The organism is Antarctobacter sp. (assembly GCF_965277915.1).
GTDB lineage: Bacteria > Pseudomonadota > Alphaproteobacteria > Rhodobacterales > Rhodobacteraceae > Antarctobacter.
On record NZ_OZ255849.1, the window covers coordinates 4,862,501 to 4,886,903 of the forward strand.

Below are 24,403 nucleotides of genomic sequence, written 5' to 3' on the forward strand. Positions count from 1 at the left end.
GGTGAAAGGCCAATCAAACTCGGAGATAGCTGGTTCTCCGCGAAATCTATTTAGGTAGAGCGTCATCCGAATACCCCGGGGGGTAGAGCACTGGATGGGTAATGGGGCCCCACAGGCTTACTGATCCTAACCAAACTCCGAATACCCGGGAGTACTAGATGGCAGACACACTGCGGATGCTAACGTCCGTAGTGGAGAGGGAAACAACCCTGACCTACAGCTAAGGCCCCCAATTCATGGCTAAGTGGGAAAGCAGGTGGGACGACCAAAACAACCAGGAGGTTGGCTTAGAAGCAGCCATCCTTTAAAGATAGCGTAACAGCTCACTGGTCTAAACAAGTTGTCCTGCGGCGAAGATGTAACGGGGCTCAAGCCATGAGCCGAAGCTTAGGATGCCGTAAGGCATGGTAGCGGAGCGTAGTGTGATATAGGACTTATCCTTTACTGCCGCCGGTCGTACGGAGCGTGGAAACGCGCTCAAGTAGCCGATAGGCGGTAGCGCAGGAGAAAGTCTTTTCTGTGAAGCCGGCCTGTGAGGGATCCGGTGGAGAGATCACTAGCGAGAATGATGACATGAGTAGCGACAAAGAGTGTGAGAGACACTCTCGCCGAAAGTCCAAGGGTTCCTGCTTAAAGCTAATCTGAGCAGGGTAAGCCGACCCCTAAGGCGAGGCCGAAAGGCGTAGTCGATGGGAACCAGGTTAATATTCCTGGGCCAGGAGGATGTGACGGATTGTGGCGGCGTGCGTGCCTTATCGGATTGGCACGTATCCAAGACAGTCCCAGGAAATAGCCCTCCATGAGATCGTACCCTAAACCGACACAGGTGGACTGGTAGAGAATACCAAGGCGCTTGAGAGAACGATGTTGAAGGAACTCGGCAAAATACCTCCGTAAGTTCGCGAGAAGGAGGCCCGGTACACGACTACCGGGGGCACAAACCAGGGGGTGGCGACTGTTTATTAAAAACACAGGGCTCTGCGAAGTCGCAAGACGACGTATAGGGTCTGACGCCTGCCCGGTGCCTGAAGGTTAAAAGGAGGGGTGCAAGCTCCGAATTGAAGCCCAGGTAAACGGCGGCCGTAACTATAACGGTCCTAAGGTAGCGAAATTCCTTGTCGGGTAAGTTCCGACCTGCACGAATGGCGTAACGACTTCCCCGCTGTCTCCAACATCGACTCAGCGAAATTGAATTGCCTGTCAAGATGCAGGCTTCCCGCGGTTAGACGGAAAGACCCCGTGCACCTTCACTACAGCTTCGCACTGGCATCAGGCACAACATGTGCAGGATAGGTGGTAGGCTTTGAAGCAGGGACGCCAGTCCCTGTGGAGCCTCCCTTGAGATACCACCCTTGTTCTGCTTGATGTCTAACCGCGGCCCGTTATCCGGGTCCGGGACCCTGCGTGGTGGGTAGTTTGACTGGGGCGGTCGCCTCCTAAAGCGTAACGGAGGCGCGCGAAGGTTGGCTCAGAGCGGTCGGAAATCGCTCGTTGAGTGCAATGGCAGAAGCCAGCCTGACTGCAAGACTGACAAGTCGAGCAGAGTCGAAAGACGGCCATAGTGATCCGGTGGTCCCAAGTGGGAGGGCCATCGCTCAACGGATAAAAGGTACGCCGGGGATAACAGGCTGATACTGCCCAAGAGTCCATATCGACGGCAGTGTTTGGCACCTCGATGTCGGCTCATCTCATCCTGGGGCTGGAGCAGGTCCCAAGGGTATGGCTGTTCGCCATTTAAAGAGGTACGTGAGCTGGGTTTAGAACGTCGTGAGACAGTTCGGTCCCTATCTGCCGTGGGTGTAGGATACTTGAGAGGAGTTGCCCCTAGTACGAGAGGACCGGGGTGAACGATCCACTGGTGGACCTGTTGTTGCGCCAGCAGCAGTGCAGGGTAGCTATGATCGGACAGGATAACCGCTGAAGGCATCTAAGCGGGAAGCCCCCCTCAAAACAAGGTATCCCTGAGGACCGTGGAAGACCACCACGTCGATAGGCCGGAGATGTAAGCACAGCAATGTGTTCAGTTGACCGGTACTAATGGTCCGATAGGCTTGATTTGATCCAGTAACAGCAAGGTTCCAAAACCATGTTACGGACATCAAGGCATACACCATAGGTGTACTGACGCGGACAACGATGTTGATTGACGTTGCGCCAGGATTGGAAAGGCGTGGCAACGCGGTATCGCTTCGCGAAACGCTGCCTGCCACCAAACCCAATCCCCGCAGCGATGTGGTTTTTCCTCGGTTTGGTGGTCATAGCGTGAGCAAAACACCCGGATCCATTCCGAACCCGGCCGTTAAGTGCCACCGCGCCAATGGTACTGCGTCTCAAGACGTGGGAGAGTAGGTCGCCGCCAAACCTAGTAAAAACCACACCTCTCTATGCAGTCAGCCAGTACCGACCAATGGTGCCCCAACAACGGGCGCACAAGATACCGGAAAACAAGTCCGGAATTGGCGCGGGGTGGAGCAGCCCGGTAGCTCGTCAGGCTCATAACCTGAAGGTCGCAGGTTCAAATCCTGCCCCCGCAACCAGCTTTAGCGAACAGGCCGCACCCGAAAGGGTCGCGACCTTTTTGCTGTCTCCGAAACTCAACAGTTCCAACAGCTTGCCACGGATCTCCGGCGTGTGGCGGTCCGCTTCCTCGTCCCAAGACACGACCACCGTCTCGACCAGCGTGTGCAACTCGTCAGCCGCCGGGCCTGCAACGGCCGCGTCCGTGAGCTTCCCCACCAGATCCTCGACATGGTCCCGGTAGAGTGCGGGAATATCATCTGGCAGTTCGATTGGCGCAGGGATGAGCGTCTCGCGCTCGGCCCGGAGTGCCGTGAGTTCAGCGTCGGCGGCGTTCAGGCGCCTGATGACCGGGGGCGAATAGTCGCCGTTCTCCACGGCAGCCATCATCTTGTCGTATGTCTTCTGGACCTCGCGGATGCGGGCGTCGTGTCTCTGGAGCACTTGCCCGCTTTCCTGCTCGTCAGCCTGCATCCTGGCGATGTAGCTCGACCGGAATTGCTCGTATTCCTTCTCTTGCATCAGCCCCTCGCGCAGGCCACCGAGGATCGTCTCGGCGGCGTCGGCCTCCGAAAGACCGGGCATGCCGGTGCAGACGGCCTCGCCCTTCTCCTTGGCATTGGCGCAATAGTAGCGCCGCCGGGCACCTTTGCCGGCCACGGTGAGATTGCCGCCGCACTGGCCGCAGGTCAGCAGCCCCGAGAGCAGATACTTGCGCCGCCGCGCGCTCTGTGCCGCTCCGGCGCCGGTCTTGCCACCGGCCTCGGCCCGGGTGCGCGTGGTGTCGATCAGGTCCTGCCGCGCTTTTACCTTGTCCCACAACGCCTCGTCGATGATCCGCAAGTCGAGCTTCTCGGTGGTGAGCCATTCTTCGGGTGGGTTGGGCTTGGAGACCCGGCGTCCTGTCTCGGGATGCTTGGAGTAGCGCTGCCGGTTCCAGACGTGCCGCCCGATGTAGAGTTCGTTGTTGAGGATCCCGGTGCCGCGCGCACGGTGGCCGTAGATCGTGTTGGCCTTCCAGTGACCGCTTCCTTCGCCGCGTCCGCGCGGGGCAGGGACCGCGGCCGCATTGAGATCGGCAGCGATCTGTCGCGGCGATTTGCCGGCGGCGTATTCCTCGAAGATAAGGCGCATAATCGCAGCCTCTTCCTGGTCGATCCGCATGATGCTGCCGTCCGACTTTCCGTCTCGAGGCGGTAGGGCCTCGGAGCGATAGCCGTAGGTCCGCCCGCCGGTGTTCTTGCCGGCCTGAACGCGGCCGACGAGGCCGCGGCGTGTCTTGTGCGAAAGCTCTTCCAGGAATAGCTGTGCGAAGGTCCCGAGGATCCTGACCTGCCCCCGCTGGTCCCTCGATCATAACGAGAGTCTGCGGGTTGGTGCGCTGCTCCCCATGTTTGGACCACCGGAAGCTGGATTTTTCCGGCTGTTTCACGATGACGGGCTGGTGACGTCATCGGGATAATGCATGGCAATCGGGACGTTGTATCCGATCGCGCTGTGGGGACGATCCTCGTTGTAGTGTCTACGCCAATCTTCCAGCTTTTCCTGAGCATCGGCAAGGCTCATGAACCAGTGTGCGTTCAGGCACTCCGACCGAAGCTTGCTGTTGAAGGCCTCGATGAAGCCATTGTCTGTCGGCTTACCTGGCCGTGAGAAGTCCAGCGTAACGTCGTTGGCGTAGGCCCACAGGTCCAGGTCGCTAGAGATAAATTCGCTGCCATTATCGACTCGAATGGTGTTTGGATAGCCGATCCCGCCGCAGACCCCTTCCTGCGTTTGAACCACGTCCTCGCCGCGGTAGCTGAACCGCGAATGCGTGTCGACCACGGTCAGGATCCTCAATTTCTTTCCCATGGCGAGTCGGTCGTGAACGAAGTCCATAGCCCAGACGTCGTTCGGCCCAATAGCTTCTTCGCGATCCTCGCGCAGCTTGGCTTTCACGCGACGCTTCGGACTCTTGTTCCGCAACTGCAGACCCAACTCATTGTAAATCCTGCGTGTCTTCTTGATGTTGATGGTCCAGCCCTCCCGCCGCAGCAGAACGTGGACGCGCCGGTAGCCATACCGAACGCGTGTCTCGCAAATCTCCTTGATCCGCATCTCGACAGCAGCCTGATCCGTGCGCCGGGACTTGTAGTGGTAGCTGGACGTGTCGAAGCAGATGGCCCCACAGGCCTTCCGGATCGACACGCCCCAGTCGACGCACATCCCGGTGACGAGTTCGCGCAAACGGCCAGGCTTCAGAGCTTTCGCCGGATCACGTCCTGCAACATCTCGCGGTCAAGCGTTAGGTCCGCGACGATCTTCTCCAGCCGCGTGTTCTCATCTTCCAGAGCCTTCAGCCGGCGCATCTCGTCCGGCAGCAGGCCGCCGTACCTTTTCTTCCAGTTGAAATATGTCGCCTGGCTGATCCCGTTCGGCGCTAAAATCGATCCACTGGATCGATTTCTATACGCTTGAACTGCGGCAGATCTCCGCAACCGGCGTGCCTTGCTCGCCCTGTTTCAGGATGAACGCCTTCTGCGACTCCGTGAACTTCGATGCTTTCATGCGTTTCCGCTCCTCTCCCAGCCAGGAAAGCTTAGCCGAAAACTCCAGCTTCAAGCGGTCCAGTTACCAGGAGGCAGAGCATAAAAGACATGACTCCGGCGCTCGTACACCTTCAGAACAAAACGAAGTCCCCGACCATCAGGTTGCGGGCCATCCATGGGGTCTGAGTCAGGCGGTCTTCTCGCGGAACGCCCTCTTGCGCGTCGCGGACGCGTGATGACACCAGGCTCTTTGTCCCACGGAACAATTCGCTGAGTTCGACGAGGCTATTTCCGTTACGATCAAAAGCCTGTTCTTCGATCACCTCGGCAAGAGCCTGGGCAAAAAAACCTTGCGCCGTTTCCGGATCTTCCAGTGAAAATTCACGCCCTTTCGCGGCGGCGAGAACAACCAGACCGGAGGGGACCTGATTGATCGCCCCGCCGACGACCTGGTCGTTGGTCGAGAAGAGGCCTTCGCCGGCGCGTCCGCTGTGGCAGGCATCAATGAACAAAGCGATGCGCAGGTCCGTCCCATCCAATAGCGACGAGATCGCAGAAAAGGGCAGGGCGGTTCCTGCGATGTTTTCGAGGCTCGTCCCGGATGCGCCGAGGTAATACCCCCCATCCAGGTCAAGACCGTGCCCGGCAAAGTAGAGCGCCATAGTGTCACCGGGCCGGGCCTTGTCTACAATAGCCGAAAGTTCCGACAGTATGCGGCTTGCCGTAGCCTCTCCGTCCAAAAGGAGGGTGTCGGAGCCGATTCCCACCCTATGTCCTTCTCGCGCGGCCAAGGCTGATGCAACCAGACGCGCATCGGGCACCGCAGCTGTCAGGTCCAGCGCAGGATCCCCATAGTCGTTGATCCCGATCGACAGGATATGCAGTTGGCGCTGTGCCTCGGGCGCATCGACTTCGACGCTGTACGGCACGCTGGCCACATCGTTTTCGTCTGTTGCGACAAGACTGATCCAGCGCGTACCGGGAAGCAGTTCAATGTCGTCGTTCCAACGATGGTCCTGGCCATTTCCGGGCAGGACATGTGTCCGCAAACCGTCTTGAAAGAGGCTCAACGACTTGAGCGGAACGGAAGCCTGGGCCCGCGCATCCAGTCGCGCCGTGTTTCCGCTGACCGTGACCGAGGCCCGCAGTACCGGCGGGGGGGTGATACGGACGGGATCCGGCGCGGGCAGGCCGGCAAGAACCCTTTGCGCAAGACCCGGGACTTTTAGGAAGCCTTCGAACTGCTGGGCGGTATATTCACCGAAATGGCCGGGAAAGGTGTAGGCAACGAAATAGGCACCTTCGGAAGTCGCGTCGTAATGGCCGTCTTCGGTCCAGACAATCACTTCGTCATCCGCGTAGAGGCCGGAGAGAACCGTTCGCGAATCCGACAGGCGATTGACGAAAAAGCTGCCGTCCTCCTGAACGGTGACAAGGTGGCGACCGTCTTCGGTGATCATCACGTTGTCAAACAGATCACCGCGAGGCAGATCGAATTGCTTGGCGATTACCTTGCCTGTCCGCAGGTCGACCACAGCATAGCCAAGCGCGTCTTGCGAATGCAGGATCGCCAGATCCTCGAACACCTTCAGGCGGAAGGAGCAGGCGTCGATGGCGTAGGGGCAGATGGTTGCCGTGTTCGTACCGTCGTTGCGCAGGTCGAGGCCGAACTCGGTTCCCCAGGGCTGTTCGAACTGGGAAACGCCCCCGGCCAGGTTCGACGAAAACAGATAGGTCGTCGGATAGGCAAACATCGCGGACCCTTCATGGCATTGGAAGGTTGTCAGCCGGTGCTCCGCCCCACCCGAGGACCAATGCCAAAGGGTGTGAAACTCGCCCAGCAGGGCATCCTGACTGGCACTGCAGGAGGACACGCCCATACGCCGGCCAAAGCGGCTGGCATCGACACCGGTTGCCGTGGCGATTTCAGCCCAGATTTCCCGATAGGCTTTGGTCACTTCCGCATCATGTCGATCCTGCGCCGCGATCCGTTCCGCTTGGCTGGGGTAATTTTTCTGGAAGTCAAACTTGGGCAGTCTTTCGTCGACATCGATCCGATCGACAACCTGACCCGCAATGATCGGAATACCAAATTCCCGCAGCCTCTTGTGCATTCGGTCGGCGGAGCCGGTGGCATCCACACCCAGCGACCGCCAGGCCAGCGCGCCACTGGCCAGCGCGGGTGACGCAGCGCCATCGCTGGCCAACGATTCGAGTTTCCGTGCAGGAACCAGATAGGGCATCAACGCGTCCGAGATGACCTGGTTTTCATTGGATGCATAGGACTGGGAAAACTGCGTCGAAAACGCCCGGGTGATGGCCAACTCGGTGGAATATTGCAGCCCGATCCCGATTGCAGGTTCCACGACCGCCTGTTGGCGCCCAATCTCTTGCAGCGCGGCGTTGCGATGCGCGGGTTCGACGCGAGCACCGCCGGTGATCTCCGGTCGAAAACGATAGATCTCGTTCCCGTCGCTCAGCCGAAACACCGCCATTTCGTTGTAGCCTTCGGCGACAAAGGCGTTGTTTTCCAACTCCAGCAGGTAGCGGTTCTTGTTCCCGCCGCAGATACGGCACCCGTTCGTCGTGGCCTGAACAGTCCGCCCCGCGGCGAAATTGTGGAATTGGGAAAAGCCGTAGCCCGACAGGATCTGCAGCGCAAAGCTGTCGTCATGGGACCAGATCAGCGCGCTCCAGTCGGAGTTGACCGTGAAGCCGTCCTGGGCATCGACCACGCGCTTGCCGTCCACCGCGTCGAATATCCCGGCCTCGTCCCCGCCCGGCAGAACGACATAGCGTCCGGCGGGCGAGAAATGCGGCGTGCCGACCAGTTCCATGATCTCGGCGCCGGTGGCGGCATCGGTCAGGCGAAAACGCCCGTCGAACACCTGCAAGTGACGTGTGCCGTCACGGTTGATCAGGATGCTGGAAGGGGCGGCCCCTGTGACCCTGTCGCGGACCACGATTGTGGGGCGGCTGGCTGTGGCGATCGCAACAGTGGCGCTGCCTTTGCCGGGCGTTCTGACATGTTCGTCGCAGCCGCTGTGGCCCAGCACCGCCCAGTCCACCTGTAGCGGTCCGGATTGCAGCGGTTCGACCTCGATCTGCCCGGACTTGGCCATGCCTCGCCCGTAGTAGGGAATGACCGCGCGGGTCCGATCACGGTTCCACGAAATGTCGAAAGGTGCCTTGGCCCCCGGCAGCAGGGCATACATGCCGTCGCCGGACAGGCGCACCGGCCGGTCGAAAGAGACCATCAGGAAAATAGGCTCACGTTCCGGAAAGCCGGGCCGCGCCCAATCGATGGACAGGCGCTCGCCCACGTCCAGACTGTCGTCCGAAAGGTTGACGCGCGTTTCCCCGGCAAGGCGGTCGGTGACCTCGACGCGGGCCTCGCAGCTGAGGTCTGAGCGCAAGCCATAGGTTGCGGCCTGGGCCGAAGCTGCGGGCAGGAACATGGCCAGCGCGGCGGCCAGAACGGTCACGGGAAAACGCGTCATGAAATGTCCTCAGCTGTCCAGCAGGATGATCTGAACCCGACGATTCACCTCGCTCTCGGGGCGGGCCGGATCCTTCAGGTCGGTCTCGCCGCGACCGGCAGAGATGAAGCGATCAGCGGAGAGGCCCGAGAGGCTTTGCAGCCTTTGTCGGACGCTTTCGGCGCGGCGCTCGGACAGGTCGAGGTTGTAGCTGTCAGAACCGCGGGCATCGGTATGACCAAGAATGACAAACCGCTTGCTGGCGAATCGTTCGTCCGTGATCGCCGTGGCCAGCGTCTGGATATCCGGCAGCGAGGTCGCGGCAGGTGTCGCGCTGTTGTAGTCAAAGAAGATTTCGACATCGACGCTGATCAGCGGGCCGGGCTTGGTGGCACCGGGCCGGTCCTCTGTCCGGTCCTTGATCAACAGGCGGGGTTTCAGCCCGTTGGTGGCGACGGGCTTGGTGCCGGGGACGCTGCCGGGATCGATGCTGCGCCGGGTCAACTGCAGGCGCGGGCCGCATTTTTCCGCGATACCGGCAAGGCAATCGCTCATGTCGCGGGCGCGCTCGTCGGGCTCCGGGGCCAATCGAAAGCCCTTGAGCTCGACGGATTGGGCGGCCAGCGGGTCGCTCAGGCCAATCAAAAAGAGCAGCGCAAGGTAAAGGGAGTTCCTGGTCAATGCATCAGCCTCCTCAAGCACCGGAGGCCGAAGCGGCCCCCGGCCCTCGTCACAGTCAATAATCACCCGAAAAGTGTCTGACGTGACAGGAGCGTTGGCAAGTCCGCAAATCCCGCCCTTCTTCAGGACTTCAGGCGCGTCCCCCGGCGGAACAGAAGCCACGCGGCCAGGCAGGCGACAAGAGTCGCGGCCAGCGCGATGGTGAACCCCAGGCCGGGGGCCGTGTCCGAAACGCCGATCACGCCCCAGCGGGCGCCGTCGATCAGGTAGAAGACCGGGTTCAGATGCGTGACCTGGTACAGCCCCTTGGGCAGCGCCTCGACCGAGTAGAAAGTGCCCGACAGAAAGGCCAGCGGCGTGATGATGAAATTGGTGATCGCTGCCATCTGGTCGAACTTCTGCGAGAAAATCCCGGCGATCAGTCCCAGCGCCGACAGAAAGGCCGCGCCCAGAGTGACGAATGCCAAGGTCATCAGCGGTGCCTGTGGCACGATGTCCAGCACGGCCCAGAACATCGCCAGCAGCGCAACCGCCACGAACAGTCCCCGCGCGGTGCCGCCGATGACATACCCCAGAACCACTTCGCCTGCCGAAAGGGGGGGCATCAGTGTATCGACGATATTGCCCTGCACCTTGGACACCATCAACGAGCTGGAGGTATTTGCAAACGCGTTCTGGATCACCGTCATCATCAGGATACCCGGCGCGATGAAGGTGGTGAAGGCCACGCCCATGACATCGCCGCGTTGCGGGCCGATGGCGATGGTGAAGATCATCAGGAACAGGCCCGCCGTGACCAGCGGCGCCAACAGGGTCTGTGTCCAGACATTGGTGAACCGCAGGATCTCGCGCTTGCACAGGGTCCAGAATCCCAGCCAGTTCACCCGGCCGAAACGGCGGTCGCCGGGGGCGAATGTCTGTGTGTCGCTCATGGTGCCTCCAATTCTGCTCGGCGCCTTGTAACTCGGGCCGTTATGATTAGTATAGGTGCGTCACTCAATCTCTCGGCGGCCCCTTGCACGTGGCCGCTTTTTTCGCTGGGGGAACCCGATGTCGTGGACCGATGAACGCGTTGAACTGCTCAAGAAGATGTGGTCGGAAGGCCAGTCGGCCAGCCAGATCGCCAAGGAACTGGGCGGGGTGACGCGCAATGCGGTGATCGGCAAGGTGCACCGGCTGGGCCTGTCGAACCGCGCGGGCGCGGCTCCTGCTGCCACCGCAGAGGCCAAGCCTGAACCCAAGGCGCAGCCTGCTGCCGCCAAGGCCAAGCCACAGCCCAAGCCCGCGCCGGCAAACAAGCCGGAGCCCGCACCCGAGGCCAAGCCGCAGCCCGTCGCCACGACCCCGGCGGTCAGTCCGGCGCGCAAACAGATCATCCCGGCCGGTCAGCCGCTGCCGCCGCAGCCCTCGACCAATGAAATCAGCCCCGAAGCCCTGGCAAAGGTGAGCGAGATCGAAAAGAAGGCCAAGAAACTGACCCTGATGGAACTGACCGAACGGACCTGCAAATGGCCCGTCGGCGACCCCGCAACCGAGGATTTCTGGTTCTGCGGTCTGCCCGTCCAGCAAGGCAAACCCTATTGCGAGGCCCATGTGGGCGTCGCCTTCCAACCGATGAGCGCACGTCGCGACCGTCGTCGGTGACCGTTGCGGGGCCTGTCCCCCCAACTGATTCAGCTTCCCGCGCCGCGCAGCCGCAAGGCTCGCGCGGCGTCGTTGCGACAGGGGGTCTTCCAGCCGTAGATCCCCGAGATTTTCAAGACGGTCCAGCTCCCGTTGCCTGGGGTGCCCTGGTCTTTGGTCGTGGCATCGGTCCGGCCCGAAAGAACGTATCGGAAATGTCCGGCCGCATCGGTCTGCATCTCGACCCTTGACCGCCTGTCGGCGCTTTCCTGCTGTTCAAGCTGTCGCCAATCCATCATCTGCCGCCTTTCCCAGTTGGCTTGTGCGCGCTATGACGCGCCATGACCCAGAATCCTCCTGACCTGCGCCCCGATCTTGCCCGGGCCCGCGTGACCGAAACCGCCCGTCCCGGCCAGCCCACCATCGGCATGGTCAGCCTTGGCTGTCCCAAGGCCCTGGTGGACAGCGAACGCATCCTGACCCGGCTCAGGGCCGAGGGCTACGGAATCTCTCCTGATTATTCAGGTGCCGATGCGGTGATCGTCAACACCTGTGGTTTCCTGGACAGCGCCAAGGCCGAAAGCCTGGACGCGATCGGAGAAGCGCTGAACGAAAATGGCCGTGTGATCGTCACCGGCTGCCTTGGGGCAGAGCCCGAGTATATCACCGGCGCGCATCCCAAGGTGCTGGCCGTCACCGGGCCGCATCAGTACGAACAGGTGCTGGACGCGGTCCATGCCGCCGTGCCGCCCGATCCCGATCCTTTCGTCGACCTGCTGCCTGCATCGGGCGTCAGCCTGACGCCGCGCCATTTCAGCTATCTCAAGATCTCCGAAGGCTGCAATCACGCCTGCAAGTTCTGCGTGATCCCCGACATGCGCGGCAAACTGGTCAGCCGGCCGCACCGCGCGGTGCTGCGCGAGGCGGAAAAACTGGTCGAGGCCGGGGTTCAGGAACTGCTGGTCATCAGCCAGGACACATCGGCCTATGGCACCGACTGGAAGAACCGAGAGACGAAGTTTCCGCTCTTGGATCTTGCGCGCGACCTGGGATCGCTTGGCGCCTGGGTGCGGATGCATTACGTCTATCCCTACCCCTATGTGCGTGAGCTGATCCCGCTCATGGCCGAGGGCAAGGTGCTGCCTTACCTCGACATTCCCTTCCAGCACGCCCACCCGGACACGTTGCGCCGGATGGCGCGACCCGCCGCCGCAACCCGGACGCTGGACGAGATCGCCGCCTGGCGCGAGATCTGCCCGGAAATCACGCTGCGCTCGACCTTTATCGTCGGCTACCCCGGTGAGACCGAGGAGGAATTCCAGACCCTGCTGGACTGGATGGACGAGGCGCAACTGGATCGTGTCGGTTGCTTCCAGTACGAGAATGTCGCGGGCGCCCGGGCCAACGCCTTGCCCGATCACGTCCCCGAAGAGGTCAAGGCCGAACGCTGGTCGCGGTTCATGGAAAAGGCGCAGGCGATCTCCGAGGCGAAGCTGGCGGCGAAACTCGGCACGCGGCAGGAGGTGATCGTCGACGAGGTGGACGAGGACGGCATCGCCACCTGCCGTACCAAGGCCGACGCGCCTGAAATCGACGGAAACCTGTTCATTGACGAAGGCGCCGCACATCTGCGGCCCGGGCAGATCGTCACCGTCGAGGTGGACGAAACCGGGGAATACGACCTTTGGGGGCGCCTGGTCTGACACATCCGCAAGCAGGGGTGTGGCTGGGGTGTCCCCGGACCGGCCTCGGTCATGGCCCTCAGGCGGATTCGTCTTCGAGGTGCAGCTTCATGTCGATCAGCACCTTCTGCAGCGCCACGGTCTCCTTGAGCAGGCGCTTGGCCTCGTTGGCAGAGATCACCCCGTCCTCGATCGACTGGTTGTATTCGGCCATCAGCATGGCAAACCGTTGCGACAGGGCGATCACGTCGGAATTGACCCCGCCCGAGGACTTGGCATTGCGACGGCTTTCATCGAATTGCAGCTGGATGCCCTTGAGCTCGGCCAGTGCGGCGGTGACATGAGGGTAAGAGGCGGCCTCTTCAAGCGCGGCGACCGCATCCACCGGCATGTACCTGTCGGCATGTTCGGGATAGTCTGAATAGTAGCGGCCGAGGGTCGCCTTGGATTTGCCGGTCAGCTGGCACGCTGCCTCTATACCGACGTCCTTTACCAGGGCCTCGATGTGTTTCTTCAGGTACCTTCCGACTACTGACATTTGTCTCCTTCGCCCCGGCATATGATCCGGGGCCAGTCCAATATCCAGTTCGATTATTGTCCCCGTCCTGTCATGTCATGCGCAAACGGCTCGGGCGTCAAGGCAACATGACTGATTGACCTTACGTAAGGGGCGTGTTCGCAAGGGTGAATGGCGGCCGGGCCACGCTTGCCATGCCCGCAGGGCTGGGGCATGACCCCCGGCATGGCCAAGCTGCACTTTCACTATTCGACGATGAATGCCGGCAAGTCGACATTGCTGTTGCAGGCGGCGCACAACTACAACGAACGCGGGATGGAAACCTACCTGCTGACCGCTGCGGTGGATAATCGCGCGGGCGCGGGTCAGATCGGCTCGCGGATTGGCTTGGCGCGTCCGGCGGACACCTTCGGGCCAGACACGGATCTTTTTGCAAGGATTTTAGCGCGGCTGGACAAGGGGCCGGTGGCCTGCATCTTCATTGACGAGGCACAGTTCCTGACACGCGACCAGGTCTGGCAGCTTGCGCGTGTCGTGGATGATCTGGGCGTGCCGATCATGGCCTATGGCCTGCGGGTGGACTTCCGTGGCGAGCTCTTTCCCGGCTCGGCGGCGCTGCTGGCGCTGGCGGATGTCATGCGAGAGGTGCGTACGATCTGCCATTGCGGCCGCAAGGCGACGATGGTGATCCGCCAGGGCCCGGGCGGTGAGGTGTTGCGGGACGGCGCCCAGGTGCAGATCGGTGGCAACGAGACCTACGTCAGCCTGTGCCGCAGGCACTGGCGTGCGGCGATGGCGGACAAGGCGGGCTAGAACGAAATCCCGCCAGCGATGCCACGGCGCGCCAACCGGGGCATGCTTTCGCGCATGCCACGGAAAATTTCGGGTCCATTCATGGCGCCAGGATAAACTTGTTGCGCCAGCAGGCCAGGCGACGCATGGGGCCTCCCTTGGACAGTGACAATTCCCAGGCGCCGCCGGGCTCGGTTGGAACGGCCGCGGGGCGCGGGCCTCGTCCGGGATCAGGGAGCCTGTCTCGCCGCCTTGGAACTTGAAGCCTCCCCCTGATCGACTAACCTGCGGCCATGATCCGTCAGCTGCTTCCCGTCAGTGCCCTTTTGTTCGGTTCCGGCCTGTTGCTCTTTGCAGGCGGGATGCACGGTCTGATCCTGCCGGTGCGGGGCGCCGCCGAAGGGTTCGGAGCCACCGAGCTAGGCCTTCTGGGAACCGGCTGGGCGGTGGGCTATGTGGGGGGCTGTTTCTATGTGCCGCGCATCGTCGGCTCCGTGGGGCATATCCGCGCCTTCGGCGTCATGTGCGCCTTTGCCGCCATCGCCATCCTGTTGCAGGCACTGCTGGTTACGCCCGAATTCTGGATCCCGGTGCGCGCGGTGTCGGGGTTCTGCTTTGCCGGGGCGGCGATGATCGTGGAAAGCTGGCTGTCGGACCGGGCCTCGCCGCAGTCGCGGGGGACGATCTTTGGCGTCTACACGATGGTGAACCTTGGCGCGACGACCGCCGGGCAACTGGCCATCGCGACCGGCGATGCCGGCGGGTTCCTGTTCTTTGCCGTGGCGGCCATCGTCTACATTCTTGCGCTGGTCCCGACGGCGCTGTCGACGTCAGTGTCCCCTGCGCCGCTGACCTCGGTGCGGTTGAACCTGCCGCTCTTGTGGCGAAACTCTCCCGTGGCGGTGGTGGCGGTGTTCCTCGTCGGCATTTCAAACGGCTCTTTCGGGACGCTCTCGGCGGTCTACGCCGACAGGGTGGGTCTTACGCTGGGGGCGATTGCTCTCTTCGCCTCGCTCCCGGTGTTGGCGGGGGCTCTCTCGCAGGTGCCGATCGGCTTTGCCTCGGACAGGATGGACCGGCGCAAGGTCCTGCTGGTGGTGGCCGTGCTGGCGGTGGCGGCGGACTTTGGTTTCATCCTGCTGTCGCCGCAGGACCAGATGATGAACCTGATCCTGGTGTCGGTCTTTGGCGCGGCAATCTTTGCCATGTACCCGATCATCGTGGCCCATGCGAATGACCACGCGCCCGAGGGCACCTCGATCCAGGTCTCGGGCGGGCTGTTGATGGTCTACGGGCTGGGCAATATCGCCGGGCCGCTGATCGCCGGTGTCGCCATGTCGGCGGCGGGCGCCTCGGGGCTGTTCCTGACCACCGTCGTGGCGCACGTCCTGATGATCCTCTACACCGCGCTGCGCATCGTCCAGCGGGCCGCCGTGGCGGAAGAGGACAAGGTCGCCTTCCAGGTGTCGGCCCCGGCGCGTGTACTGACGCCCGAGACCGCGGCCCTGGCCGGCGGCGAGGAGGAGGCCGAGACCCTGGAAAAGGCACTGGAGGCCGAAGAGGCCAATCAGGCCCGTTCGACCAGCACCGACCCCACGGAATAGCCCGCGCCGAATGAACAGATCACGCCGCGATCGCCCTTGGCCATGTCGTTCGAGTGCTTGGAAAAGGCGATGATCGACCCGGCAGAAGAGGTGTTGGCGTAGTCCTGCAAGATGTTGGGCTGTTCGCCCGTTTCCGGTTCGCGGCCCAGCACCTTTTTCCCGATGAAATCATTCATCGTCTTGTTCGCCTGGTGCAACCAGAGCCGCTGCAGGTCATCCGCCTGCCAGCCGTGATCGGAGAGGTGGCCCAGAATGTGCGAGGACACCAGCGGCAGCACTTCCTTGAAGACCTTGCGGCCGTTCTGCATGAACTGCATGTCGCGCCGGTCCTCCATCTGGTCATGCGCGCGGCGCAGAAAGCCCGCGTTGTTGCGGATGTTGTTGGAAAACTGCGTGGCACAGCGGGTGGAATGGATCAGCCAGTGATCGCCCTTTGCCTCTTCCGCAGGTTCGATCAATACCGCCGTGCAGACGTCGCCAAAGATGAAATGGCAGTCCCTGTCGCGCCATTCGAGGTGGCCGGAGCAGATCTCGGGGTTCACCACCAGGGCGCGGCGCGCGCTACCCGCGCGGATCATGTCTGCAGCGGCCTGGATGCCGAAAGTGGCCGAGGAACAGGCCACGTTCATGTCGAAGGCAAAGCCGCCACAGCCCAACAGCTGCTGGATCTCGATGGCAATTGCCGGGTAGGCGCGTTCGTGGTTCGAGGCGGCGCAGATCACCAGGTCGATCTCTGCCCCGTCGCGGTCCGCCATCTCCAGCGCCTTGGTGCAGGCGTCCACCGCCATTTCGGCCATGATGCCGGGGGACTCGTCCGGCCGGGCGGGCAGGCGGGGGCACATGCGGTCGGGGTCCAGAACCCCCTCCTTGTCCAGGACGTAGCGGCTTTCGATGCCAGAGGCGGAGAGGATGAAGTCCGAACTGGAATGGGTCAGCGGCTTGACCTCACCGGCGGCGATACGACCCGCGTGATCGGCGTTCCATCGGTCGACATATGCGTTGAAGGCCGTGACAAGCTCGTCGTTGGAAATGCTTTGATCCGGGGTAAAGACTCCGTGGCCGGTGATCGCTGGCTGTGTCATGGGCGCGTCCTCCTGCCCTCGACAGGACCGCAAGCGACGGGCGAGGTCAAGGGAACCCGTCGGGGCAGGCGCGCGTTACCGTAGCGAAAGGAGGACCGAAATGGACCGACTTGCGCTTTACCTCACCCTCATGAGTGGCAGCGGCATCGCCGGGGCGCTGCTTGTGGTTTTCTTCGCCTTCAACTGGTACAGCTGGACGGCGATTGCCGTTGCCGCCGGGATCGGACTTGTGACCGCGTGGCCTTCGGCACGGATGGTGTCCAAACACATCAAGGACAACGACCCGCTGTTTCACCGGCGTGAACCTGAAGGCATCCTGCCTGATCCCAACGGACCCGAGCTTTAGTGCATCCGCGACCCGTTCGGCGCCGCCTGATCCGGGCCGATCAGCACGATGGCGCCATCCGGGTCGGAAACGCCCAGCACAAGCACCTCTGACCGCATCGGCCCGATCTGGCGCGGCGGGAAGTTGACCACCGCCATGACCTGTTTGCCGACAAGGTGTTCGGGGTCGTAATGTTCGGTGATCTGGGCCGAACTTTTCTTTTCCCCGATCTCGGGGCCAAAATCGATCCAGAGCTTGATCGCCGGTTTGCGGGCCTCGGGAAAGGGTTCCGCGCGGATCACCGTGCCCAGGCGAATGTCGACCTTCAGGAAATCGTCGAATGTGATCTCAGCCATTGGCCAGTTCTTTCGACCGTCGCGCGGCCGCTGCCACGGTGGCGCGCATGAGGGGCGGCAAGCCACTGTCTTCGTTCATCAGCACCTCTAGCCCGGCTTGCGTGGTGCCATTCGGAGACGTCACGTTGCGGCGCAACTGTGCGGGGTCTTCACCGGTTTCCTGCGCCAAGGCACCTGCACCCGCCACGGTGGCCCGCGCAAGGGCCATCGCAAGTTCGGGCGCCAGCCCTTCGGCCTCGCCCGCCTTGGCGAGGCATTCGATCATGTGAAAAACATAGGCGGGGCCAGAGCCACTGACGCCGGTGACGGCATCCATCTGGCCTTCGCTCTCCAGCCGGACAACCTCACCCACTGCCGACAGCAGGTCTTCGGCAGTTTTCAGGTGGGCATCCGTGGTCCGTGCATTGCCGATGATCGCGGTGATCCCCTTGCCCACAGCAGCGGGCGTGTTGGGCATGGCGCGTATGATTGGCACGTCGCCAAGGTGCGCCTCGTAGGTGGTGATTGGCGTACCTGCGGCGACCGACACGAACAGCGTGTCGCCCTTGGGCAGGGTTTGCAGAGCGGGCAGCGCCTCGCCCATCATCTGCGGTTTGACCGCGATCAGCACGACGGCGGGACTGTCGCCGAAACCTTTGTTAATATGCACGCCCTGCGCCTGCAGCCAGTCCGAGGGGTGCGGATCCTGTACCCGCACGCTGTCCGCCGGCAATCCGCGCGCCAGCCACCCGGCCAGCATCGCCGATCCCATCTTGCCGCATCCCAAGAGTGCAAGCCCGCGCCGGGCGAGGTCTGTATCCTGCATCACGTCCCCCATGTCTCGTGTCCCGGCGGACCCTAGGCCCGCCGGAAGAGAGGGACAAGATCACTCGGCCATGATCGAGGCGGGGACGGTGCCCTCGTTCAGCCAGGCCTCAAGCGGGGTCATCGGGTCTAGGCCGGCGGCGTTGATGCCGTCCGGGCCGGGCAGGATGCCACAGTGATCGACGCCGGGCAGCATGAAGAGCGCGACGTTTTCCTTCAGCACGTCCTCGCCGCCCGCAACCTCGGCGGCCTTTTCGTACCAGTCCACGGTCTTGTAGGGCGTCACGATACTGTCCGCCCAGCCGTGCCAGACGATCATCTTGCCCCCTGCCTCGCGGAAGGCGGACAGGTCCGGACTGTCGCCGTTATAGACCTCCGCCATGGTCGTCAGTCGCGCCGGGTCGGCCTCCATGTCGAAGTCCAGCGGCGACCATTCCGGGCCGGGATCCGTGGCAAAGGCCATGTAACGTCCGAAGTTGGTGACGAAGGCCGGCACCAGCTTGCCGCCGCCCTTTCCGTTGCCGGTCAGCCAGAGCCACCAGAAGGGCTCTGACCCTTCCGGGATGCCGCCCGGATAGAGCTGCTCTCCGGCGGCATTGCGGGGCCCTTCGCGCCATTTCGTCAGCGTGTCCATTTGCTGGTTGGTCAGGCCCAACCCGCTGTAGTCCACCTCGCAGGCGCGCGGGTCGGCGATGAAACCATCCTCGGCCCCGTCCACCTCGTCACACTGTTCATAGACCGCGTCGCCGATCAGCTTGGCCTCGTCGGGGCCAAGGATCTGGCTACCATCGGGGGCCGTATTGGCCTGCACCAGGAAAGCCATCTTGGTTGCCACCAGCCCGGTGTAATCCATCGCGGGTGCGCCCGAGATAATGCCGTCGAACATGTCCGGGTAGCGCTGGGCGGCAACATGGGCCATGCGCCCGCCGGTGGAACAGCCCTGAAAGATCGCCTGTTCCGGGTCGCTGCCGTAGAATGCCCCGATCAGTGCCTGCGCCACGCGGTTGGTCTCTCCGATGGACCGCCAGCCCCAGTCGCGTTCGGCGTGGGGATTGTTGTGCGCCCAGCCCGCATCGACCACAGTCAGCCCGTGGTGCCCGCTATCCGACGTGGCCGTGGCATAGCCGCGCTCCAGCCCCGGGCGCATGGCGTTGATCCAGCTGCCGCCGGCATCGGCGCGGCCAAGGATGCCGCAGAACCCGCCGCAGCCGGCCTGGTAGAACTTGCCGTTCCAGCCGTCCAGCGGCAGGCGCACCTCGATGTTGATTGCGGGCAGGGCGGTGGCGCGCACTTCGCAATAGGCGGGCAGGCCCTCTGCCTCGACCACGCGGGCAGTCTGGACATGGGCGGCGCTCAGGACGGTCTCGCGCAGGGCAGCACAGGACTCGGCGTCCTGCTGGGCCAAGGCCGGGCTGGCGCCGGCTAATAGAAGTGCCAGCGCCGAAAGGCGGGTTTTCATGGATAGTCCTCCCTGGGATTTTCTTGTGAGGGCAGAATTGCTGCCCCCCTGATTCCACTCAAGGGAAATCCCGGGCGAAACGGAAAAGGGCGCCGCAATTGCGCCGCCCCTGTGTTTTGTCATTTTGCGAGAGCCAGAGAATATCCGGTCCTCAGGCCCGCCCGTAGGCCTCGGCAATGGCGACCTGCATGGATTCTTTTGCGCTCTTGTCGGTCCAGACCATCAGCTGGAAGGCCGGGTAATAGCGCTCCGAGCTCATGACGGCGGCGCCGATCATCGTGTCGATTTGCTCGGCGCTGGCGACATTGCCACCGGCGAGGACCAGCCCGTACTTGTAGACCATCAGCTTGTTCTCGGGCCAGTAGCTGAAGGCGCCGGCCCAGCACTGATCGTTGATCAGGTTCAGCCCTTCGTAGAGCTCCGGCAAGCGGGACTCCGGCGGCTCCATCTCGAAGGTGCAGATCATCCGAAGGGTTTCGTCGAAGGCAGACCACGCGAGGGTGATCGAGTAGGTGCGCCACTGACCTTCTACCGCCATCGCGATCTGGTCGTCCGCGATGCGGTCGAAATCCCAATCGTTGAACTCGGCGATATGCTCGACAAGGTCGATCGGATGCAATTCGTCGTTGAGATACTGCTCGGACAGGGCCATAAGGACACCCCTTTGATTATAGCGCCGTACTTGGTGATACACCCCCAGCGCTTGCTGCCTGCTCAAGGGTCTGCGGGCTATCCCCGCGCCCTTACCAGATATGGTGCCTGCCTAAAGAGGGGTGTGTAAAGCGATATTTTGGTGAACATCGCATTAAGTTGTGGACGAGTTCGATTCGGCGTCAACTTGTGGGTAAAGACTCTGCTTCGTGTCTGAGTGCGCGTTCGAACAGTTGGCGCGAGCGAGAAGCGGCGCTGTCGGGGCGCGTCATCAGGCCAACGGGGCCGGCGGTCAACCCCAGGTCCAGGGGCAGCGCGGCCAGGGCGCCATCGTCGATCTCCGGCGCCACGACCCCCTCGGAAATGAACCAGAGCATGTCGGACTGCCGAAGGAACCGCCGCCCGAAGGCGCCGGAGACACAGTCGATCCTGTCACGGAAGGGGCCCAGCCCCTGCGCCAGGCACCAGCGGTCCACCAGTGGGCGAATTGCGGCGCCTTCGGGCGGGTAGAGCACGGGCCAGTCCACCAGGTCCTGGGGCGCCAGCGCGGGACGGGTCAGCAGGGGGTGCTGGCTGCGCACGACACAGACGACGCCCTCGTGATAAAGCTGCGTGAAACTGACCCCCGCCATGCTGTCCGGCGCCCCCATGCGCCCGATCACCAGATCGAGCGCGCCGGATTGCAGGTCGCGCGTCAGCGCCCCGTGTGCCCCGTCGCGCAGCACCAGCCGCGTGCCGGGCGACAACTCTCGGAACCGGGCCACGACGCGCGGCATCAGGCGCACCGCGACCGAGGGCAGGGCGCCCACGCGCAGAACCTCCGCCCCGCCTTCGCGCAGTTCGGCCACGCCGGTGACCCCGCGGTGCAGCGCGGCAAGGCTCTGCCCCGCGAATTCCAGGAACACCTCGCCCTCGGGGGTCAATCGCACGCCACCGCGGTCGCGCGTCATCAGCGGGGCGCCGAGGATTTCTTCGAGTTCCTTCAGGGTTTTCGACAGGGCGGGCTGGGTCAGGTTCAGTTCTGCACAGGCGCCCTTGAGGCTGCCTTGGCGGGCTATGGCGGTGACCGTTTCGAGGTGGCGCAGTTTGATCCGACGGTCCAGCAAGTGACTTTCCTTTTTTGACAAGTATTCGCCCGAAAGCGTCATTTTACATAGCCCTTGGGTTCATTCTAGTCTTGCCGCAAATGGGAGGACATCATGCGTACTCAAGTCTGCATCATTGGCGGCGGCCCGTCGGGACTGTTGCTCAGCCAATTGCTGCACAAGAAGGGCATCTACAGCGTCGTTCTTGAACGCAAGACCAAGGACTATGTCCTGGGGCGCATTCGCGCGGGCATCCTTGAAACCGGGATGGTCGACCTGATGCGCGAGGCAGGTGTCGGCGAACGGATGGACCAAGAGTGCATCGTCCACGACGGCACGGTGATCTCCTACGGCGACGAGGAGTTCCGCATCGATTTCACCGAGCTGACCGGCAGCCATGTGGTTGTCTACGGCCAGACCGAGGTGACGCGCGATCTGTACGAGGCGCGCGAAAAGGCGGATGGCAAGATCATTTTCAACGTCGAGAACGTGCAGATCAACGACGCCGACAGTGATGCGCCCTACGTCACCTACGAGGTCGACGGCACCGAGGCCCGCATCGACTGCGATTTCGTGGCCGGCTGCGACGGGTTCCACGGGGTCAGCCGTCAGACCATGCCCTTGAGCATCCGCAAGGAGTACGAAAAGCTCTACCCCTTCGGCTGGCTGGGCATCCTGTCCGAAACGCCGCCGGTGCACGACGAACTGATCTATGCCAGTTCCGAACGCGGTTTTGCGCTCTGTTCGCAGCGCAATGCCAACCTCAGCCGCTACTACATCCAGTGTTCGCTGTCGGACAGTCCCGAGGACTGGACAGACGCGGCCTTCTGGGAAGAGCTCAAGCGGCGCATTCCGACAGAGGCTGCAGAACGCCTCGTCACTGGCCCGTCGATCGAAAAGAGCATCGCCCCGCTGAGGTCCTTCGTGACCGAACCGATGCGCTGGGGGCGGTTGTTCCTGTGTGGGGATGCCGCCCATATCGTGCCGCCGACCGGTGCCAAGGGGCTGAACACCGCGGCCAGCGACATCAACTACCTCTACAACGGGCTGGTGCAATACTATCAGACCGGCGACAGCGAGGGCATCGACACATACTCGGAAAAGGCGCTGGCGCGGATCTGGAAGGCGGAGCGGTTCAGCTGGTGGATGACCACTCTGCTGCACAGGTTCCCCGACCAGAACGAATTCGATCTGAAGATCCAGCTTGCCGATATCGAGTTCCTGCGCTCCAATCGCGAGGCGCAGTCGGTGCTGGCGCAGAACTACATCGGGCTGCCCTATTGATGGCCCGGGTTTCGACGCGAACCCGGAACAGGCCCGAAGGGGGAACCGCATGACCAACCGATACGACACCGGCATGAAGGTGCGTCGCCATGTGCTTGGGGATGCCCATGTCGACCGCGCCGAGGCGGCCAAGACACCCTTTGACGAGGCGTTCCAGACCCTCATCACCGAAGGCGCATGGGGCACGGTCTGGGCCTCGGACGGGATCAGTGACCGCGAGCGTTCCATGCTGACGCTGGCGCTGCTGGCGGCGCTGGGCAATTTCGACGAGATCCCCATGCACATCCGCGCCACCGCCCGCACGGGGGCCAGCAAGGCGGATGTGCTGGAGGCCTTTCAGCATGTCGCGATCTATGCCGGCGTGCCGCGCGCCAACCACGCGCTGAAACTGGCCAAACAGACATATGCCGAGATGGAGGGCCCTGACACAGGGCAGGCAAACGCGCAGTCCGGGGACAAGTGAGGAGAGACCGACATGCCCGATCAAGGTGAATTCTACCAGCGGGACCGGGACTGGCACCCGCCCGCCTACGTCAAGGACTACAAGACCAGCGTCGCTCGGTCGCCGCAATATTCGCTCATCAGCCTGCAGAACTCGGTCGGTGAGATCACCGGTCCGGTATTCGGTCACAACGATATCGACCCGATGGACCGCGACCTGATCCACAACTATGCCAAGGCCGGCGAAAGCGCGATTGGCGAACGGATCATCCTGCATGGCCGGGTGCTGGACGAGAACGCCCGGCCCGTGCCCAACACGCTGGTGGAGATCTGGCAGGCCAACGCGGGCGGGCGCTATCGCCACAAGAAGGACACCTATCTTGCGCCCATCGACTCGAATTTCGGGGGCTGCGGACGGACCCTGACGGACGAGAACGGCTATTACTTTTTCCGTACCGTGAAACCCGGCGCCTATCCCTGGCGCAACTACGTCAACAGCTGGCGCCCGGCGCATATCCACGTCTCGGTCTTCGGCTCGGGCTTTGTGCAGCGGTTGATTTCGCAGATCTACTTCGAGGGCGACCCGCTGATCCCGCTCTGTCCCATCGTCAGGAGCATCCCCAACCAGGAAGCGATCGACAGCCTGGTGGCGGCGCTGGACATGAATTCGACCATTCCGCTGGATACCATCGCCTACAAGTTCGACATCGTCCTGCGCGGGCGCCGCTCGACGTTGTTCGAAAACCGTCTGGAGGGGAATTGATGCATCTTCAGGAAAAGTGGGAACCGGTTTTCCGCCCGGAAGATGCGCAAGGAGAATGACAATGGTCCAGAAGCTGAATTACCTCAAGGAAACACCTTCGCAGACCGCCGGTCCCTACGTCCACATCGGGCTGGCGCCGGGGGCTGCCGGCTTTGACATCTACGAACGCGAACTGGGCAGGGACATCGCCGGGCCGAATGCCGAGGGAGAGCGCATCCGGGTTGAAGGCCTTGTGATCGACGGCACCGGCTCGCCGATCAAGGACGTGCTGCTGGAGGCCTGGCAGGCCAATTCCAAGGGCATCTATGCCCATCCCGAGGGCGGTGGAGAGGTCGAGGAGGGCTTTCGCGGCTGGGGTAGGGTCATCACCGATTTCGACACCGGAGAGTGGGGTTTTGACACGGTGAAGCCGGGCACGACCCCTGGCCGCAACGGCAGCACTCAGGCGCCGCACATCAACCTGTGGGTGGTGGCGCGCGGCATCAACCTTGGCCTCAACACCCGGATCTATTTCGAGGACGAAGCAGAGGCCAACGCCGTGGACCCGGTGATGAACATCATCGAATGGGAACGCCGCCGCGCCACGCTGCTGGCGAAGCGTACCGAGAAGGACGGCAAGGCCGTTTATCGCTTCGACATCCAGCTGCAAGGCCAGGACGAAACCGTCTTCTTCGACGTATGAAATGATACCCGGGGCCGGGTCGGTTTCGTCACCGCCCCGGCTTTT

Annotated in this window: 21 protein-coding genes, 1 tRNA gene, 2 rRNA genes and 1 pseudogene (1 of these 25 only partly in view); 12 read left to right on the forward strand and 13 right to left on the reverse strand. The window is 62.6% G+C overall.

Features of this window, described 5'->3' with window-relative positions:
• The 3 genes from ACQY5B_RS24605 to ACQY5B_RS24615 form a co-directional block, all read left to right on the forward strand.
• Positions 1-2,059, forward strand: a 23S ribosomal RNA gene (locus tag ACQY5B_RS24605) (it extends 796 nt beyond the left edge of the window).
• Positions 2,060-2,247: 188 nt separating this feature from the next.
• Positions 2,248-2,362 (forward strand): 5S ribosomal RNA (gene rrf, locus ACQY5B_RS24610).
• A 98-nt stretch (positions 2,363-2,460) separates the two neighbouring features.
• Positions 2,461-2,537 (forward strand) — tRNA-Met (locus ACQY5B_RS24615).
• Here the strand turns inward: ACQY5B_RS24615 and ACQY5B_RS24620 are convergent.
• The 5 genes and pseudogenes from ACQY5B_RS24620 to ACQY5B_RS24640 form a co-directional block, all read right to left on the reverse strand.
• On the reverse strand, positions 2,494-3,681 hold the full coding sequence (locus ACQY5B_RS24620; protein ID WP_424976726.1) for a recombinase family protein: 1,188 nt from the start codon (positions 3,679-3,681) through the stop codon (positions 2,494-2,496). The genes ACQY5B_RS24615 and ACQY5B_RS24620 overlap by 44 nt on opposite strands.
• Positions 3,682-3,945: 264 nt before the next feature.
• A pseudogene (locus tag ACQY5B_RS24625) lies at positions 3,946-5,067 on the reverse strand (IS3 family transposase).
• Between the two features lie 112 nt (positions 5,068-5,179).
• Positions 5,180-8,548, reverse strand: a complete 3,369-nt coding sequence (locus ACQY5B_RS24630) for a caspase family protein (RefSeq protein ID WP_420326917.1) — start codon at positions 8,546-8,548, stop codon at positions 5,180-5,182.
• A 9-nt stretch (positions 8,549-8,557) separates the two neighbouring features.
• Positions 8,558-9,208 carry an OmpA family protein gene (locus tag ACQY5B_RS24635; protein ID WP_420326916.1) on the reverse strand — a complete coding sequence of 217 codons (651 nt, stop codon included), beginning with the start codon at positions 9,206-9,208 and terminating at the stop codon, positions 8,558-8,560.
• 122 nt (positions 9,209-9,330) lie between these two features.
• Entirely contained in the window at positions 9,331-10,140 is an 810-nt protein-coding gene (locus ACQY5B_RS24640; RefSeq protein WP_420326915.1) for an ABC transporter permease, read from the reverse strand.
• 118 nt (positions 10,141-10,258) lie between these two features.
• Between ACQY5B_RS24640 and ACQY5B_RS24645 the strand changes: the two genes are divergently transcribed.
• Entirely contained in the window at positions 10,259-10,852 is a 594-nt protein-coding gene (locus ACQY5B_RS24645; protein WP_305971699.1) for a GcrA family cell cycle regulator, read from the forward strand.
• A 29-nt stretch (positions 10,853-10,881) separates the two neighbouring features.
• Here the strand turns inward: ACQY5B_RS24645 and ACQY5B_RS24650 are convergent, their stop codons facing one another.
• Positions 10,882-11,130 (reverse strand): hypothetical protein, encoded by a 249-nt coding sequence (locus ACQY5B_RS24650; RefSeq protein ID WP_420326914.1) that lies wholly within the window; start codon positions 11,128-11,130, stop codon positions 10,882-10,884.
• Between the two features lie 42 nt (positions 11,131-11,172).
• Here ACQY5B_RS24650 and rimO point away from each other — a divergent pair, with 42 nt between their 5' ends.
• Positions 11,173-12,534, forward strand: coding sequence for a 30S ribosomal protein S12 methylthiotransferase RimO (gene rimO / locus ACQY5B_RS24655; RefSeq protein WP_420326913.1), 1,362 nt, complete (start codon positions 11,173-11,175; stop codon positions 12,532-12,534).
• Positions 12,535-12,592: 58 nt separating this feature from the next.
• Here rimO and ACQY5B_RS24660 read toward each other — a convergent pair whose 3' ends face one another.
• Positions 12,593-13,051, reverse strand: a complete 459-nt coding sequence (locus ACQY5B_RS24660) for a hypothetical protein (protein WP_305971696.1) — start codon at positions 13,049-13,051, stop codon at positions 12,593-12,595.
• A 204-nt stretch (positions 13,052-13,255) separates the two neighbouring features.
• On the opposite strand from ACQY5B_RS24660, the gene ACQY5B_RS24665 reads away from it, so the two are divergent.
• Together ACQY5B_RS24665 and ACQY5B_RS24670 are read left to right on the forward strand one after the other, a co-directional pair.
• Entirely contained in the window at positions 13,256-13,843 is a 588-nt protein-coding gene (locus ACQY5B_RS24665; RefSeq protein WP_420326912.1) for a thymidine kinase, read from the forward strand.
• Between the two features lie 272 nt (positions 13,844-14,115).
• Positions 14,116-15,426: an MFS transporter gene (locus ACQY5B_RS24670; protein ID WP_420326911.1), complete on the forward strand. Its 1,311-nt coding sequence runs from the start codon at positions 14,116-14,118 to the stop codon at positions 15,424-15,426.
• Here ACQY5B_RS24670 and ACQY5B_RS24675 read toward each other — a convergent pair.
• Positions 15,390-16,508 (reverse strand): beta-ketoacyl-ACP synthase III, encoded by a 1,119-nt coding sequence (locus ACQY5B_RS24675; protein ID WP_420326910.1) that lies wholly within the window; start codon positions 16,506-16,508, stop codon positions 15,390-15,392. The two genes, ACQY5B_RS24670 and ACQY5B_RS24675, sit on opposite strands and share 37 nt — an antisense overlap.
• Before the next feature lie 100 nt (positions 16,509-16,608).
• Here ACQY5B_RS24675 and ACQY5B_RS24680 point away from each other — a divergent pair, with 100 nt between their 5' ends.
• A complete protein-coding gene (locus ACQY5B_RS24680) occupies positions 16,609-16,854 on the forward strand; it encodes a hypothetical protein (protein WP_420326909.1) in 246 nt (81 codons plus the stop codon).
• Here the strand turns inward: ACQY5B_RS24680 and ACQY5B_RS24685 are convergent.
• The 5 genes from ACQY5B_RS24685 to pcaQ form a co-directional block, all read right to left on the reverse strand.
• Entirely contained in the window at positions 16,851-17,189 is a 339-nt protein-coding gene (locus ACQY5B_RS24685) for a tRNA-binding protein (RefSeq protein ID WP_420326908.1), read from the reverse strand. The genes ACQY5B_RS24680 and ACQY5B_RS24685 overlap by 4 nt on opposite strands.
• A complete protein-coding gene (proC, locus tag ACQY5B_RS24690) occupies positions 17,182-17,994 on the reverse strand; it encodes a pyrroline-5-carboxylate reductase (RefSeq protein WP_420326907.1) in 813 nt (270 codons plus the stop codon). The genes ACQY5B_RS24685 and proC overlap by 8 nt, the downstream gene beginning before the upstream one ends.
• Positions 17,995-18,054: 60 nt before the next feature.
• Positions 18,055-19,452, reverse strand: a complete 1,398-nt coding sequence (locus ACQY5B_RS24695) for a tannase/feruloyl esterase family alpha/beta hydrolase (RefSeq protein WP_420326906.1) — start codon at positions 19,450-19,452, stop codon at positions 18,055-18,057.
• A gap of 151 nt (positions 19,453-19,603) precedes the next feature.
• On the reverse strand, positions 19,604-20,104 hold the full coding sequence (locus ACQY5B_RS24700) for a type III secretion system chaperone family protein (RefSeq protein ID WP_305971688.1): 501 nt from the start codon (positions 20,102-20,104) through the stop codon (positions 19,604-19,606).
• A 181-nt stretch (positions 20,105-20,285) separates the two neighbouring features.
• Positions 20,286-21,209, reverse strand: coding sequence for a pca operon transcription factor PcaQ (pcaQ, locus tag ACQY5B_RS24705; protein ID WP_420326905.1), 924 nt, complete (start codon positions 21,207-21,209; stop codon positions 20,286-20,288).
• 93 nt (positions 21,210-21,302) lie between these two features.
• Here pcaQ and pobA point away from each other — a divergent pair, with 93 nt between their 5' ends.
• From pobA to pcaG, 4 genes are all read left to right on the forward strand, one after another.
• The gene (pobA, locus tag ACQY5B_RS24710; protein ID WP_420326904.1) at positions 21,303-22,472 is read left to right on the forward strand and encodes a 4-hydroxybenzoate 3-monooxygenase; all 1,170 of its coding nucleotides are present in this window, start codon (positions 21,303-21,305) and stop codon (positions 22,470-22,472) included.
• Between the two features lie 49 nt (positions 22,473-22,521).
• The gene (gene pcaC / locus ACQY5B_RS24715) at positions 22,522-22,935 is read left to right on the forward strand and encodes a 4-carboxymuconolactone decarboxylase (RefSeq protein ID WP_420326903.1); all 414 of its coding nucleotides are present in this window, start codon (positions 22,522-22,524) and stop codon (positions 22,933-22,935) included.
• 12 nt (positions 22,936-22,947) lie between these two features.
• Positions 22,948-23,676 carry a protocatechuate 3,4-dioxygenase subunit beta gene (gene pcaH, locus ACQY5B_RS24720; RefSeq protein ID WP_420326902.1) on the forward strand — a complete coding sequence of 243 codons (729 nt, stop codon included), beginning with the start codon at positions 22,948-22,950 and terminating at the stop codon, positions 23,674-23,676.
• A 61-nt stretch (positions 23,677-23,737) separates the two neighbouring features.
• Complete coding sequence (pcaG, locus tag ACQY5B_RS24725) at positions 23,738-24,358, forward strand: protocatechuate 3,4-dioxygenase subunit alpha (RefSeq protein WP_420326901.1); 621 nt, start codon at positions 23,738-23,740, stop codon at positions 24,356-24,358.
• Positions 24,359-24,403 lie beyond the last annotated feature (45 nt).

Bases quoted from the DNA above. Each gene is read 5' to 3' on its own strand.
- ACQY5B_RS24665 (WP_420326912.1), top strand. From the start codon at position 13,256: ATGGCCAAGCTGCACTTTCACTATTCGACGATGAATGCCGGCAAGTCG.
- pcaC (WP_420326903.1), top strand. From the start codon at position 22,522: ATGACCAACCGATACGACACCGGCATGAAGGTGCGTCGCCATGTGCTT.
- ACQY5B_RS24630 (WP_420326917.1), bottom strand. From the start codon at position 8,548: ATGACGCGTTTTCCCGTGACCGTTCTGGCCGCCGCGCTGGCCATGTTC.
- rimO (WP_420326913.1), top strand. From the start codon at position 11,173: ATGACCCAGAATCCTCCTGACCTGCGCCCCGATCTTGCCCGGGCCCGC.
- ACQY5B_RS24675 (WP_420326910.1), bottom strand. From the start codon at position 16,508: ATGACACAGCCAGCGATCACCGGCCACGGAGTCTTTACCCCGGATCAA.
- ACQY5B_RS24650 (WP_420326914.1), bottom strand. From the start codon at position 11,130: ATGATGGATTGGCGACAGCTTGAACAGCAGGAAAGCGCCGACAGGCGG.
- ACQY5B_RS24640 (WP_420326915.1), bottom strand. From the start codon at position 10,140: ATGAGCGACACACAGACATTCGCCCCCGGCGACCGCCGTTTCGGCCGG.
- pobA (WP_420326904.1), top strand. From the start codon at position 21,303: ATGCGTACTCAAGTCTGCATCATTGGCGGCGGCCCGTCGGGACTGTTG.
- ACQY5B_RS24670 (WP_420326911.1), top strand. From the start codon at position 14,116: ATGATCCGTCAGCTGCTTCCCGTCAGTGCCCTTTTGTTCGGTTCCGGC.
- ACQY5B_RS24620 (WP_424976726.1), bottom strand. From the start codon at position 3,681: ATGCGGATCGACCAGGAAGAGGCTGCGATTATGCGCCTTATCTTCGAG.
- pcaH (WP_420326902.1), top strand. From the start codon at position 22,948: ATGCCCGATCAAGGTGAATTCTACCAGCGGGACCGGGACTGGCACCCG.
- ACQY5B_RS24680 (WP_420326909.1), top strand. From the start codon at position 16,609: ATGGACCGACTTGCGCTTTACCTCACCCTCATGAGTGGCAGCGGCATC.
- ACQY5B_RS24645 (WP_305971699.1), top strand. From the start codon at position 10,259: ATGTCGTGGACCGATGAACGCGTTGAACTGCTCAAGAAGATGTGGTCG.
- ACQY5B_RS24660 (WP_305971696.1), bottom strand. From the start codon at position 13,051: ATGTCAGTAGTCGGAAGGTACCTGAAGAAACACATCGAGGCCCTGGTA.
- ACQY5B_RS24695 (WP_420326906.1), bottom strand. From the start codon at position 19,452: ATGAAAACCCGCCTTTCGGCGCTGGCACTTCTATTAGCCGGCGCCAGC.
- pcaG (WP_420326901.1), top strand. From the start codon at position 23,738: ATGGTCCAGAAGCTGAATTACCTCAAGGAAACACCTTCGCAGACCGCC.
- ACQY5B_RS24685 (WP_420326908.1), bottom strand. From the start codon at position 17,189: ATGGCTGAGATCACATTCGACGATTTCCTGAAGGTCGACATTCGCCTG.
- proC (WP_420326907.1), bottom strand. From the start codon at position 17,994: ATGCAGGATACAGACCTCGCCCGGCGCGGGCTTGCACTCTTGGGATGC.
- ACQY5B_RS24700 (WP_305971688.1), bottom strand. From the start codon at position 20,104: ATGGCCCTGTCCGAGCAGTATCTCAACGACGAATTGCATCCGATCGAC.